This window comes from Chryseobacterium sp. GQ58 (assembly GCF_059758895.1).
In genome coordinates this window covers 734,204-746,866 of the sequence record NZ_JCAXEH010000003.1, presented here as the reverse complement: position 1 = coordinate 746,866, position 12,663 = coordinate 734,204, and the positions used below count along the sequence as shown (strand labels likewise).

12 protein-coding genes are annotated in these 12,663 nt (G+C 34.0%); 6 read left to right on the top strand and 6 right to left on the bottom strand.

Translation table 11 applies throughout. The features are described 5' to 3' along the window. Positions 1 to 123: 123 nt before the first annotated feature. A complete protein-coding gene (locus AC6CHK_RS11385) occupies positions 124 to 1,323 on the bottom strand; it encodes a dicarboxylate/amino acid:cation symporter (protein WP_498096183.1) in 1,200 nt (399 codons plus the stop codon). 91 nt (positions 1,324 to 1,414) lie between these two features. On the opposite strand from AC6CHK_RS11385, the gene AC6CHK_RS11380 reads away from it, so the two are divergent. The 3 genes from AC6CHK_RS11380 to AC6CHK_RS11370 are packed head-to-tail and all read left to right on the top strand — an operon-like array spanning position 1,415 to position 3,197. Next, positions 1,415 to 2,320 carry a DnaJ C-terminal domain-containing protein gene (locus AC6CHK_RS11380; RefSeq protein ID WP_498096181.1) on the top strand — a complete coding sequence of 302 codons (906 nt, stop codon included), beginning with the start codon at positions 1,415 to 1,417 and terminating at the stop codon, positions 2,318 to 2,320. Positions 2,321 to 2,323: 3 nt separating this feature from the next. Continuing rightward, on the top strand, positions 2,324 to 2,626 hold the full coding sequence (locus tag AC6CHK_RS11375) for a chaperone modulator CbpM (RefSeq protein ID WP_498096179.1): 303 nt from the start codon (positions 2,324 to 2,326) through the stop codon (positions 2,624 to 2,626). Between the two features lie 43 nt (positions 2,627 to 2,669). Next, positions 2,670 to 3,197, top strand: a complete 528-nt coding sequence (locus AC6CHK_RS11370) for a hypothetical protein (RefSeq protein WP_498096177.1) — start codon at positions 2,670 to 2,672, stop codon at positions 3,195 to 3,197. A gap of 51 nt (positions 3,198 to 3,248) precedes the next feature. Here the strand turns inward: AC6CHK_RS11370 and AC6CHK_RS11365 are convergent, their stop codons facing one another. Together AC6CHK_RS11365 and AC6CHK_RS11360 are read right to left on the bottom strand one after the other, a co-directional pair. Further along, positions 3,249 to 4,229 carry a PLP-dependent cysteine synthase family protein gene (locus AC6CHK_RS11365; protein ID WP_498096175.1) on the bottom strand — a complete coding sequence of 327 codons (981 nt, stop codon included), beginning with the start codon at positions 4,227 to 4,229 and terminating at the stop codon, positions 3,249 to 3,251. A 256-nt stretch (positions 4,230 to 4,485) separates the two neighbouring features. Further along, on the bottom strand, positions 4,486 to 5,715 hold the full coding sequence (locus AC6CHK_RS11360; RefSeq protein WP_498096173.1) for an ABC transporter permease: 1,230 nt from the start codon (positions 5,713 to 5,715) through the stop codon (positions 4,486 to 4,488). Between the two features lie 4 nt (positions 5,716 to 5,719). Between AC6CHK_RS11360 and AC6CHK_RS11355 the strand changes: the two genes are divergently transcribed. Beyond that, positions 5,720 to 6,916, top strand: a complete 1,197-nt coding sequence (locus AC6CHK_RS11355; RefSeq protein ID WP_498096171.1) for an exo-beta-N-acetylmuramidase NamZ family protein — start codon at positions 5,720 to 5,722, stop codon at positions 6,914 to 6,916. A 106-nt stretch (positions 6,917 to 7,022) separates the two neighbouring features. Here AC6CHK_RS11355 and AC6CHK_RS11350 read toward each other — a convergent pair whose 3' ends face one another. The 3 genes from AC6CHK_RS11350 to AC6CHK_RS11340 are packed head-to-tail and all read right to left on the bottom strand — an operon-like array spanning position 7,023 to position 9,043. Next, entirely contained in the window at positions 7,023 to 7,229 is a 207-nt protein-coding gene (locus AC6CHK_RS11350) for a hypothetical protein (RefSeq protein ID WP_498096169.1), read from the bottom strand. A gap of 4 nt (positions 7,230 to 7,233) precedes the next feature. Then, positions 7,234 to 7,860 carry a DUF3575 domain-containing protein gene (locus AC6CHK_RS11345; RefSeq protein ID WP_498096167.1) on the bottom strand — a complete coding sequence of 209 codons (627 nt, stop codon included), beginning with the start codon at positions 7,858 to 7,860 and terminating at the stop codon, positions 7,234 to 7,236. A 7-nt stretch (positions 7,861 to 7,867) separates the two neighbouring features. Then, positions 7,868 to 9,043 (bottom strand): thioredoxin family protein, encoded by a 1,176-nt coding sequence (locus AC6CHK_RS11340; RefSeq protein WP_498096165.1) that lies wholly within the window; start codon positions 9,041 to 9,043, stop codon positions 7,868 to 7,870. 304 nt (positions 9,044 to 9,347) lie between these two features. Here AC6CHK_RS11340 and AC6CHK_RS11335 point away from each other — a divergent pair, with 304 nt between their 5' ends. Beyond that, positions 9,348 to 9,725, top strand: coding sequence for a hypothetical protein (locus tag AC6CHK_RS11335; RefSeq protein WP_498096163.1), 378 nt, complete (start codon positions 9,348 to 9,350; stop codon positions 9,723 to 9,725). Between the two features lie 64 nt (positions 9,726 to 9,789). Continuing rightward, positions 9,790 to 12,615, top strand: coding sequence for a T9SS type A sorting domain-containing protein (locus AC6CHK_RS11330; protein ID WP_498096161.1), 2,826 nt, complete (start codon positions 9,790 to 9,792; stop codon positions 12,613 to 12,615). Positions 12,616 to 12,663 lie beyond the last annotated feature (48 nt).

The window sequence follows — 12,663 nt, the reverse complement described above, 5'->3', positions numbered from 1 at the left end:
TTATTTATTTCATTTTATATTAATTATTAATGTATTTTATTTATTGTGTTGTGTTAAAAACAATAATTACTAAAAAAATAAGCTTAAATTTGAGCTTCTAAGGAGTACTTTTAGAATATAAAATCAAACCTTTACAAATCGATTCACAAACATTGCCGCCACAATATCTCCGACAGCATTGAGAACTGTAGCCAGAGGATCAACCAATGTTCCTATAATAATTACGGCAGGAATTGCTTCCTGCGGCAGCTGATACACAGAAATCATCAGCATTTCGCCAATATATCCGCCATTCGGAATTCCGCCTGCAACAATACTTACAAACACGGTAATTCCTAAAGCTAATAAAAGGTTTGAAGGTTCAAAAAAGTCTCTTCCGATAATTAAAAATGCGACATAAATTTTAATAATCGAAGACATTGACGAGCCGTTCTTATGTAAAGTCGTCCCGATCGGAATCACCAAGTTGGCGATAGGTGCCGGAATACCGATTTTTGAAGCAGCCAGTAAATTTGTAGGCATTGTTGCGAAACTGCTGCAAGTACTCAAAGCCGTAAGCGTAGGATAAATTGCATTTTTCCAGAAGCTTTTGACACCGTTTTGTCCGTTTGCCGCAAAAGTATACAATGAAAAAAACACAATGAAATAAATAATTCCTGCAATATAATATAATCCTAAAGGCTTAGCATAAAATCCAAAAAGCTGAGGACCTAAAGTTGAAACCTGATACGCAAAATAGGCACCCAAACCAATTGGTGCTAATTTCATTACCAGTAAAAGCAATTCTTTCATCACTTCATAGCCTGAAGCAATAAAAACTCTGAATGGTTTTCCGTTTTCGCCCGATTTTCTTGCGGCAAAACCTGTAAGAAAAGCAAAAATCAGAAGAGCCAGCATATTTTTTCTGGAAAATAATTCGGTAAATTCTCCAACAGTGAAAAAACTTACAATTCTGTTCCCCCAAGTATCCTGACCTGCATTTTCAGCAATGATTTCAGTGCTTCCCGAAACACCGGAAACAGGAAAAAGATAAACCACACAAATGGTAAAAATAGCTGCGATAAGTATAAACAAAAGAAAAGTAAGCGACATGGTCAAAATGATTCTGCCAAATTTCGATTGTTGTTCCAAAGAAGCAATAGAATTTGCAACCGCAAAAAATACCAAAGGAACCACACTCACAAAAAGTAAATTCAGAAAAATATCTCCTAAAGGTTTTATATAATCAACAATATTTGGGGCGACAATTCCGATGATGCTTCCAACCGTGATTCCGAAAAGTAAAAGTATAATTCCTGAGTAGTTTTTAAACACTTCTTTCATGCAGGTTTTTTATCAAAGATAGTTTTATTTAACATTCGATTATCTTATTTTCGGTTTGAAATTTGTTAAATTTGAGTAAATAATCGTTTCTATGGCTTATATAGATTACTATAAAATTTTAGGCGTAGATAAAAACGCATCGCAGAACGACATTAAAAAAGCGTATCGAAAGTTGGCAAGAAAACTGCATCCGGACCTTAATCCAGGTGATAAAGAAGCCGAGCGAAAATTCAAAGAATTAAATGAAGCCAATGAAGTTCTCAGTAATCCTGAAAACCGTGCAAAGTACGATACATACGGAGAAAACTGGAAACAAGGTGAAGAATACGAAAAAGCTCAGCAACAACAAAGACAATATCAAAATCAAAGCAGAGGATTTTCCGGTGCTGATTTTGGTGAAGGTGAAGATTTTTCAGATTTTTTTCAAAGCATGTTTGGCGGAGCTGGCGGCGGTTTCGGAAGAAGCTCACGTGGAAGCGCTTCAGGAAAATTCAAAGGACAGGATATTCACGCTGAATTGAATTTAAGTTTAAAGGATGCTGCAACAACGCATCAGCAAACTTTTGATATTAATGGTAAAAAAGTAAGAATTACAATTCCTGCAGGCGTTTACGACGGCCAGCAAATTAAATTAAAAGGACACGGAAGCCCGGGTTTTAATGGCGGACCAAGCGGAGATTTATATATCACTTTTAATATTGCAGTTGATCCGGATTTTGAAAGAATTGGTGATGATCTGAAAACCAAAATTTCGATCGATCTGTATACGGCGGTTTTAGGCGGAGACGTAAAAGTGAATTCGTTTAACGGAAGTGTCAATCTTAAAGTAAAGCCCGAAACTCAAAACGGAATGACGGTGAGACTAAAAGGCAAAGGTTTTCCTGTATACAAAAAAGACGGACAATTTGGTGATTTGTTTGTGACTTACGAGGTGAAATTGCCAACAAATCTCACCGAAAAGCAGAAAGAACTTTTTCAACAACTTAAAAATTCCTAAGTCATGAGTGAAAGAATATCGCGAGAAGAGCTCGTAAAAATATACAATATTGAAATCACTTTTTTTGATGAATTGGTTGATTTCGGACTTTTGAGTGTGCAGACGGAAAACGAAAGAAGATATTTATTATATGAAGATCTTCCGGTTTTTGAAAAATTTGCAAACTGGCATTACGATCTGGAAATCAATATTCCCGGCTTGGAAGTAATCCATGATATGCTAACAAAAATGAACGATTTAAAACAAAAAAACCGTGAATTAATGAATAAATTGTCCGCAATAAGTGATAAATATGAAGATATTTGATTTAGTTTTGTAATCTTCAAAAACAAATTAATATTTCTTAGAAATGAACGGAGGAAAAACCATTAAATTAAATGTAAACAGAAAAGATTTCGAAGAAATTTACTTTAGCGGAAATCAGGGAAATTTATTTTTTTCACCAACAACAAGAGGAAAAACATTTACGAGCATTATTGTAGCGTTGATTTTGTTGATTTTATTTTATTTCAAAGGTGATTTAAGCAAGGAAAAATTTGGTATTTTATATTTCGTAAGCTTTTTGTTTCTGCTTTGTACGGTTTACCTTTCTTTGGGTATCAATAAAGTTTCAAGATGGAAAAAACAAGTCAACGGCTATTTAAAATCATTGGAAAATTCAAAAATATATGAGATCACATTTGATGATGAAGTTTTTAATGTAAACCTCAATAGTCAGGAAGAATTAAGCAAATGGGAAGATTTTAAATATTTTGAAATCAATAATGAGTTTGTTTCTCTGGAAGGAAAATACAATTATATGTTTCCGAGAAAATCGATGACTAAAGGCGATTATGATTTACTAAAACAAACTGTAAAGAAAAATATTAAGCAATAAAAAATCAGGATAAAAATTATCCTGATTTTTGTTTTTATAATGAAAAGTCGATTACAGCCAGCCCATTTCTTTCATCCAGTCGTCATTGTAGATTTTCCCGACATATCTTGAGCCATGATCGTGAAGAAGTACAACAATCACGTCATCTTTGGTAAATTGATCTTTCATCTGAACCAAAGAAGCGATCGCGCTTCCAGCAGAATATCCGCAGAAAATTCCTTCTTCTTTTGCTAATTTTCTGGCGTAGATTGCACCGTCTTTATCCGTTACTTTTTCAAAATGATCGATGATCGACATATCATAATTTTCAGGAATAATGTCTTCACCAATTCCTTCTGTAATGTAAGTATAAGCGTGATCGTAATGAAGTTCACCGGTTTCATGAAATTCCTTCAAAATAGAACCGTAAGTATCAACGCCAATGATTTTAATATTCGGATTTTTCTCCTTGAAAAACATTCCGCAACCTGTAATTGTGCCTCCAGTTCCGGCTCCGACAACAAAGTGGGTCAAATTTCCGTCTGTTTGTTCCCAGATTTCAGGTGCGGTAGATTCGTAATGAGCAGCTCTGTTTGATAAATTATCGTATTGATTTACATACCAGCCATCTTTAGTTTCAGTAGCCAATCTTTTGGAAACCGAATAATAAGAACGCGGATCTGTAGGTTTTACGTCTGTCGGGCAAACAATTACTTCAGCACCGACAGCGCGGAGAATATCACATTTTTCTTTTGATTGTTTCGAATTGGTCACGAAAATACATTTGTAACCTTTAATGATCGCTGCAAGAGCCAATCCCATTCCCGTATTTCCGGAAGTCCCTTCAATAATGGTTCCGCCGGGTTTTAATCTGCCGTCTTTTTCGGCGTCTTCAATCATTTTCACGGCCATTCTGTCTTTTACTGAATTCCCTGGATTGAAGGTTTCTACTTTTGCCAAAACCAATGCCGGAAAATCTTCTCCTAAAACTTTGTTCAGTTTTACTAATGGCGTATTTCCTATGGTTTCGAGTATATTTTCTGCGTATTTCATAATGTTTTATATGCGCTGCAAAGATACAGCTTTCAAATAATTACCAATTATGATTTAAAAATTATTAATAATCACTTTATGATCGTTTGTCATTCAGAATAATCTATTATTAATTAGCACTTTTCTTGTCATTGCGAGGAGCGAAGCGACGAAGCAATCTCAACTTAAAACAAGTTGGCTTAATATTCTTAATTCCTTATTAAAAACTTAATGGTCAAATTTTAAATAATAAGAAATTAGAGATAATTCTAAAGATTTAATTATACTTTATAGATTTCACAGGAGAAATTTTACTGATCAGATAACTCGGAATAATCAATGCCAACCCGGAAATAAATAAAATACCTGCCGAAATAGAAATGATCGCAATCGGATTCAAATCAACAGGAACTGTACTTACATAATAATTTTCAGGATTCAGTTTAATAAAACCAAAAAACCTTTGAAGCAGCAAAAGCCCAATTCCGATTGCATTTCCATATAAAAGACCGGGAATCATGATAATTAATGTATAATTGATAAAAGTAGCTCTGATTTGCCCGTTGGTGGCTCCTAAAGTTTTCAGAAGACCGATAGAATTGGTTCTTTCAATAATAAGAATCAGAAGAACCATGATGATATTAATGATTACTACAATCAGCATAATGGCGATAATTAACGCAATATTCACGTCGAAAATACTGATCCAGTCAGTGATTTGCGGGAATTTGTCGGTTGCTTTTTCTGCGTAATTTTTATAGCCGATCAGCTTTTCGATTTCTGGAAAATCTTTATCGATATCGTTTACGTTTTTAAGGAAAATATCAAGACCGCCAATTTCTCCGGGTTTCATTTCCTGAATTTTTCTTACATGATTGATGCCGCCGATTACGAATTGCTCATCAATCATTTTGATGTCTGTTTTATAAATTCCGACCACTTCAAAATTTCTGTAGATCTGCTTTTGATCTTCTTTTGCAAATACGGTGACAATGCTGTCGTGTACTTTCAGCTGAAGGTCATTTGCTATTTTTTCGGAGATTGTGACTCCGTTGTAATATCCTTCTTCGGTTACTTTAGGACTCGTACCAGAAATCAGAAATTTTTTAAACCTTAAACTGTCAAAATCTTTTCCGACTCCTTTAAAGATGATTCCTGCGAAACTATGTTCGTTACGCATGATTCCTGTTACTGTTGCGTATTTTTGGACATTATTTACATCTTCCAGATTTTGTATTTTCGAAATATTTAATCCTTCTTTATCTAAAACCGAAGTGTTGTAAGAAGAGTTGGACCTTGTGGATTTTACGGTAATGTGCCCGCTGAAATCTGCCAATCTTTCCTTGATTGCTTTTTTTGAGCCAAAACCTGTGGCTACAGTAATTAAAGAAACAATGATCCCTAAAGCAACAGAAAGTCTGCCGATGAAGATGATAACCCGCGAAAGGTTATTTTTGTTATCTTTGGAAAACGCTATTTTTCTAGAGAAATATAAAGGAAATTTCAAGCTTATGAATTTAGATCTCAAAATTAAAAATTTACTTCTTATTTGCCTAATTTTTTTAGGAGTATTCAACCCTTATTATTCTCAAACCCAAGATAAAGACTGTTTTAGTGCCGGCGCCGATCGTCCCGAGATGTATTTACCTTTATTAAAAAATAAAACAATAGGTATTGTTACCAATCAAACGGGACTTATGAAAGATAAAACCCATCTTGTAGACTATCTGGTGAAAAACGGTATAAAAATAAAAACAATTTTTGCTCCCGAACACGGTTTCAGAGGTGATGCAGATGCAGGTGAGAAAGTAAAGAACGGAATAGACGTGAAAACGGGAATTCCTATTATTTCTCTTTATGGACCTAATAAAAAGCCAAAACCCGAGCAATTAAAAGGTTTAGATATTGTTTTGTTTGATATTCAGGATGTTGGAGTGAGATTTTATACTTATATCTCAACTTTAACGTATTTAATGGAAGCCGGCGCAGAAAACAATGTTGAAGTTTTGGTTTTAGACAGACCCAATCCGCATGACGGATATATTGACGGACCGGTTTTGAAAGAAAAATGGACAAGTTTTGTCGGAATGCATTCGGTTCCTGTCGTTTATGGTTTGACGATCGGGGAATATGGAAAAATGGTGAATGGCGAAAAATGGCTGAAAAACGGAGTTCAGGCAAAATATACTTTAATTCCGATGCAGAATTATCATAAAAAACAACGTTATGAAATTTTGGATAAACCTTCGCCGAATTTACCCAACGAAAAATCGATCAATTTGTATCCGAGCTTATGTTTTTTTGAAGGAACGCAGGTTTCTGTCGGAAGAGGAACAGATTTGCCATTTCAGATTTATGGTTCGCCATGGACGGAAAGTTTACCTTTTCAGTTCACTCCAAAACCGAATTTTGGCGCTAAAGATCCTTTCTTAAATGGTCAATTATGTTATGGTGAAAATCTTTCCAACTATTCTCAAGATTTAAGAGGACTGAATTTAGAATGGCTGATTAAAGCTTATAAAAATTACAAGAATCCTCAACAAAACTTTTTCCTTAAAAACCTTTTCTTTGATACATTAGCCGGAAGTGATGAATTGAGAAAGCAGATCATTGCCGGAAAATCTGAAGCAGAAATAAAAGCTTCTTGGCAAAAAGACCTGGAAAATTTCTCAAAAATTCGAAGCAGATACATTATTTACGAAGACTAATATTTGTGAATAGTCGTTAATTCACTGCGTTTGTCAATTTTGTTTGAAAAGGTTTTTAAAATTGACTAGCAAAGCTAAATTGATTATTTCACAAATTCACATTTTCTCAGTCAAAATTCTGTGGAGGATTTTTGTCATTCTTGCCTTTATTTAAGATAAAAAGCCCGATTGATAAACCTATAACTCCGGCAAAAGCGGTCATTAAAGCTCTTTCAAGCTTGTCCGGCTGATCATTACCGAGATAGTTCATCAAAAAAAGAATGGCAAAAGTAATGACCAAAATGATAATGTGATTTTTTCCGAAAAGTTTCATTGTATTATTTTAATTGATAAGAAATCATTACGCCGCCTCTGTAAGGGATGATCTCGCCACTTTTATTGTAATTCTTAGCTGCATCATAACGTTTTCCCGTCGTACGATCGTAACCTTTATAAAAGTCCTGTGAAGTTCCTATAGTTCCATAAATATCCATCTTCCATTTATCAGAAAGATTGAATTGGTAACCTGCCGTAACTCCGGCTAAAAATGAATAACCTTTTTGATATAAATTTGATTCAACGAAAACTTCATTTTTTTCATTAACAAATAAATCATCACTCCAATAGTTCCATTTTTGCAAAACAAAAGATGATACTCCAATATTTGCCCCTAAATACCAACCTTTAAAGGCTTCATTAAAATAATATCTGCCTTCAATGGATGCAGAATAATATTGAAGTTCATGACCTGCAAAAGATTTCCATGGGGAAATGAAAATATCGCCTTGCAAAGTGTATTTTGGACTGATCTGATATTCCAAACCTGCATTAAGGATACCGATTGGTAAAAATACTGCGTTCGCTTTTACATAAAGCGCATTTTCTTTTTTAGGCGTTATTTCCTGTGCTTTTAAGTTTAGTATTGAAAATAAAGTCAGAGCGGCAATAGAAAGGTTATGTTTCAAAACGTATTTATTTAATTTTATTCAACAATTCCTGAGCTAAAGTGGCATCTTTCCCAGATTGTACAGCAATATTTTTAGACATTTCGGCAAAGTTTTTTGCTGTATCTTTATTTCCGAGAAGGAAATATATTTTTGCCAGAATGTAAGTGTTTTCAGAAGTTTCACCACGCATTACAGATTTTTCGGCCCATTCTGCGGCTTTCTTTAATGATGATTGGTTTTTTACGTTATCTGAGAATATCCAGGCGGCTTTCAGTAGTTCGTTTGGTTCGAATACATCTGAATTTTTATAATAATCCAATGCTGCTTTTTCGTATTCCGGAAAATTGGCATTCTGCTCATAAAAGCTAAGCTTGGTTTGATTTAATTTTGCCAAAGCGGCCTCTTTTCCGACAAGCGGTTCGGCGGTTTTCAAGAAATAAGAATCATTGATTTTTTTATTTTTATCGTCAATCGATTCATTAATTATTTTTGAAAGAACAATCTGATTATTAAATTCATTATAAGTTTCTTCAGGCAAAAACTTGATGATTTCTGCTTTTCTTGATGTAAATACTTTATAATTCGGATCTTCCGTAGATTTTAGAAAATATAAAAGATAGCCGATATCTTCTTTTGAAAGTGCTTCGGTTTTATTTTTGTTTTCAAAATATCTTTCTGAAGCTTTTTTTGCAAATTCAAAATCGGAGGTTGAATTCAGTTTCATAATATTGATCAAAAAATCAGTACTTTTTTCACCTTTTTCAAAACGTTCTTTTAACGATCCTTTTTTGTTGTCGGGAGAATTGATGTCTTGTGCCATTGCCAAAAACATACTTTCTTCCATGTAACCGTAATTCTGAGAAATCAGCTCGCCATCGCCGTTCAAAAATAGATAAGTAGGATAGGAGCGAACACCGAATCTTGCGGCGATTTCTTTTCCTTCACCTTTTTCCATATCAATTCTTGCGTTTACAAAGTTTTTATTATAGAAATCGCCTACAGATTTTTTTGTAAAGATGTTTTTCTCCATCATTTTACAAGGCCCGCACCATGACGCATAAGCATCAACGAAAACTATTTTATTTTCCTTTTTTGCTTTGGCGATAAGGTCTTTAAAAGGTACATCAAGAAACTGAATTTCGTCCTGAGCAAAAGTAAATATGGCGATAAAAATAAATAATCCTGAAATAATCTTCTTCATTCGATCAAAATTTTAAAAAGCGAAGATACTTAATTTGAACAAAATGAATTGTTAAAAGTAATATAAAACAGGAAAAGAAAAGTATAAAGTGATATTTGAATTGTAAAAAGATTTAAGAAGTTAAATTTTATTGATAAGTAAACGGTATTATATTATCAGATTGAATTTTTTAATAGTTGTATACTTATGTAAGTATTTTTTTTTGTAAATTTCCATTTTTCAAATAAAAACAATTAATATGAAAGTAATAGGTTGCATTTTGATAATATTTTTTTTCAACAGTTGTTCGGCTCAGCATTACAGAGTGATTGATGCAATTCATTCAACAATATTGGGAGGTGTAAAAGGTGCAAGATCAGAAAATTTTGATCTTATTGTAAAGAAAAATGCAAAAATACAGCCTGAATATCTTTTAATAGGAAATGTAAAAATACCATTGAAACAAGAAAATAAAAAAGATATAATACATCTAAAGGGAATTTATCTTCCAGAATCTTCTCAACCAACCATAAATGTGAATGGTGAAATCCATAATCCAGCTGCAAACGAAATTTTTGATCTTAATAGTGCATACTTGATTTCAGAAAACATAAAAAACAGAAAACAAATAAAGCAAAAAGTAAATTTCAGTAAGAATAGCAATAATAAAGTATTATTAAATGGAGAAAAATTACCAGAATAATTTTTTTTGTTATAAAACTTTATTTTTCAATAAAAAATTATATTTTTATTAACTAAAAAATGATATGAAGTTAAAATTATTTCTTTTAACGAGTCTCTTAGGAGCCTCATTTCTTTTGAATGCACAAGAAGTGCCAAAAAAAGAAGAGATTAAAAATTCAAAAGCAAATGAAAAGTATCTGAAACACATTAAAGATGCTACACAAGCTTTCAAAAAAAATGCCCAATATGCTAAAGAGCATAATCAAAAGCCACCTGATGAATACTATTTACAGGACTTTATAGCCATTATGGATCCGGAAACTGGCACGGTAAACAACCAGAAATACATTGAACTTGATAAAAAAGTAAAGGCGGGGAAGTTTAATTCTGACAAAAAGCTAAAAATGTTTAATGGGGTTAATGGCAATGTCTCCGGCAGGAATATTCCCAATTTATGGGTAGAAAGAGGACCTTATGAAGTTGGAGGAAGAGTAAGAGGAATTATGTTTGATCCAAATGATGTTACAGGTAAAAAAGTCTGGGCAGGAGGTGTTTCCGGTGGGTTATGGTACAATAATGATATTACAAATGCTACTTCTGAATGGACATTGGTAGACGGGTTTTGGTCGAATACCAGCATATCTTGTATAACCTCAGATCCAAACAATCCGCAGATTTTTTATGTAGGAACGGGAGAAGTTGAAACAGGCGATGTTAGCGGATTAGGTATTTGGAAAACCACCGACGGAGGTGCAACCTGGCAACAGATATTCAATATAGAAAATGGATACGCCTCTAATGGTGTAAAAAAAGGTATTTATAGTGTACCCGACATACAAGTTGTTAATAATAACGGAGTTTCAGAAGTTTACGCTGGTGTTGCAGGAACGTATTACGGAGATATGTCTGGGAATGTTTCGTTTGCTGGTTTATATGAATCCGGATTATATAAATCTACAGATGGTACAAACTTTACATTATTAAATAGTTTGCTTTCAACCACTACTCAAGGGTATGATATTCAGGATATAGAAGTGGGTACAGATAATTCAATCTGGGTATCAACCAGACGAAGTTATGTCGGCTCATCTAGCTCTGGTGGTAAAATTTTCAAATCAACTGATCATGGTGCTACTTTTACAAATGTATATGATGTAGGTAATATTGGCTCAAGGGTAATGGTAGAAGTTTCCAATACAAATCCGTTAAAGGCTTATGCATTGATGCAAGGAGCAGCCAGTACAGAGCCTGTAAGAATAGCAAAAACAACAGACGGCGGAACCACATGGATTTCTACAAATATTGCAGGATCAGGAATTACGTTACCTAATCCCATCGATACAGGACAGTCAGATACTGACTTTACAAGAGGGCAGGCGTTTTACGATTTGGTGATCGAGACAGATCCTGAAAATGATGAACATGTTTATGTAGGAGGTATAGATTCATATAAAAGTACAGATGGTGGTGCAACGTGGACGCAATATACCAAATGGTCAAATAATAATGCACTGGCAGCTGCCAGTATTCCTGTAGTACATGCAGACCAACATGCGCTGGTTTTTAACCCAAGAAATCCGAGCCAATTTGTAATGGGTAATGATGGCGGTATTTTCTTTGCGGCAGATAAAAATAATCTTGCCAATAATACAGCTGTTGATGTAAGAAACAAGCGTCTCAACATTACTCAGTTTTATCATGGTACTTTAAATCCAACTGCTACATTTGCAAATGAAGATATGATTCTTGGCGCACAAGACAATGGTACAAAGAGACTTTCAGGCGCTGCTTTGGCTAATAACTTTTATGCGTCTTCTGAAGTTTGGGGAGGAGACGGAGCTTATACGGCTTATGATGATCAAGGTCTGTATCATATTGCATCTTATGTTTACAATAATCATTATCTTTTTAATTCTCAAGGAACATATTACCTTTTAAATTCAAGCACTCAAAGAGATGCAGGACAATTTATTAATCCTCTTGCACTAGATAAAAACTTGGATATTGCGTATACTAATGCAAATTCTTCATCTTCAGCATCTATTGTGCTTAACAGAGTAAGTGGCCTTACAAGTGTGCCGTTAAGCCTTACAAGAACCCAGTTGACAATTGCAACGGTAACAGCGGGAGAATTTGTAACCGATATTTTTGTATCTCCTTATACTACTGCAAGTTCAACTCTTTTTGTTGGTTTGTCAACTGGAAAATTATACAAAGTTACCAATGCGAATGCAACACACAGTTCTTCGCAAATCAATTATGATTTTGGTGGATATATTTCTGACATCAAATTGGGAGCTTCTGAAAATGAAATCATGGTAACTGTTTCCAATTTTAATAAAACAAGTGTATTTTATAGTATTGACGGTGGAACAACTTGGGTTTCTAAAGAAGGTAATCTTCCGGATATTCCTGTAAAAGCTATTTTTATGAATCCTCAGGATAATAATGAGGTTATTTTAGGAACTTATTATGGTGTTTGGGGAACTGCTGATTTTCAGGCTGCTTCACCAACATGGGGATTGTATTCTGATGGTTTAGGTAAGTTTAAGGTAGATCATTTTGATTACCGTTCATCGGATAAAACAATTTTAGCTGTAACTTATGGAAGAGGGGCTTTCACGACCAAGATTGACGACGTAAATCTAGCTGCTAATGAAGCGTCACATGATTTTATTAAGAATCAGGTGTATCCGAATCCTACCAGAGGTCCAATTCATGTGAAACTTGCTAACGGAAAGCCTATGGATATTGAAGTGTACGATGTTTCAGGCAAATTGGTTATGACAAAAAAGAATATAAAATCTGATGAAGAGTTTAATATAGAAAGCCTTATAAAAGGTGATTACGTATTAAAGGCTGTACAAAATGGAAATATTGTTTACACTTCCATTATCATAAGAAAATAAATATTTAAACTTTAAAATAAATAAAAAGGTAAGGGATTCTTTACCTTT

Coding starts and splice junctions, on each gene's coding strand:
- AC6CHK_RS11350 (WP_498096169.1), bottom strand. CDS start 7,229: ATGAAACTTTTCGGAAAAAATCACATTATCATTTTGGTCATTACTTTT.
- AC6CHK_RS11355 (WP_498096171.1), top strand. CDS start 5,720: ATGAATTTAGATCTCAAAATTAAAAATTTACTTCTTATTTGCCTAATT.
- AC6CHK_RS11375 (WP_498096179.1), top strand. CDS start 2,324: ATGAGTGAAAGAATATCGCGAGAAGAGCTCGTAAAAATATACAATATT.
- AC6CHK_RS11385 (WP_498096183.1), bottom strand. CDS start 1,323: ATGAAAGAAGTGTTTAAAAACTACTCAGGAATTATACTTTTACTTTTC.
- AC6CHK_RS11380 (WP_498096181.1), top strand. CDS start 1,415: ATGGCTTATATAGATTACTATAAAATTTTAGGCGTAGATAAAAACGCA.
- AC6CHK_RS11330 (WP_498096161.1), top strand. CDS start 9,790: ATGAAGTTAAAATTATTTCTTTTAACGAGTCTCTTAGGAGCCTCATTT.
- AC6CHK_RS11340 (WP_498096165.1), bottom strand. CDS start 9,043: ATGAAGAAGATTATTTCAGGATTATTTATTTTTATCGCCATATTTACT.
- AC6CHK_RS11370 (WP_498096177.1), top strand. CDS start 2,670: ATGAACGGAGGAAAAACCATTAAATTAAATGTAAACAGAAAAGATTTC.
- AC6CHK_RS11365 (WP_498096175.1), bottom strand. CDS start 4,229: ATGAAATACGCAGAAAATATACTCGAAACCATAGGAAATACGCCATTA.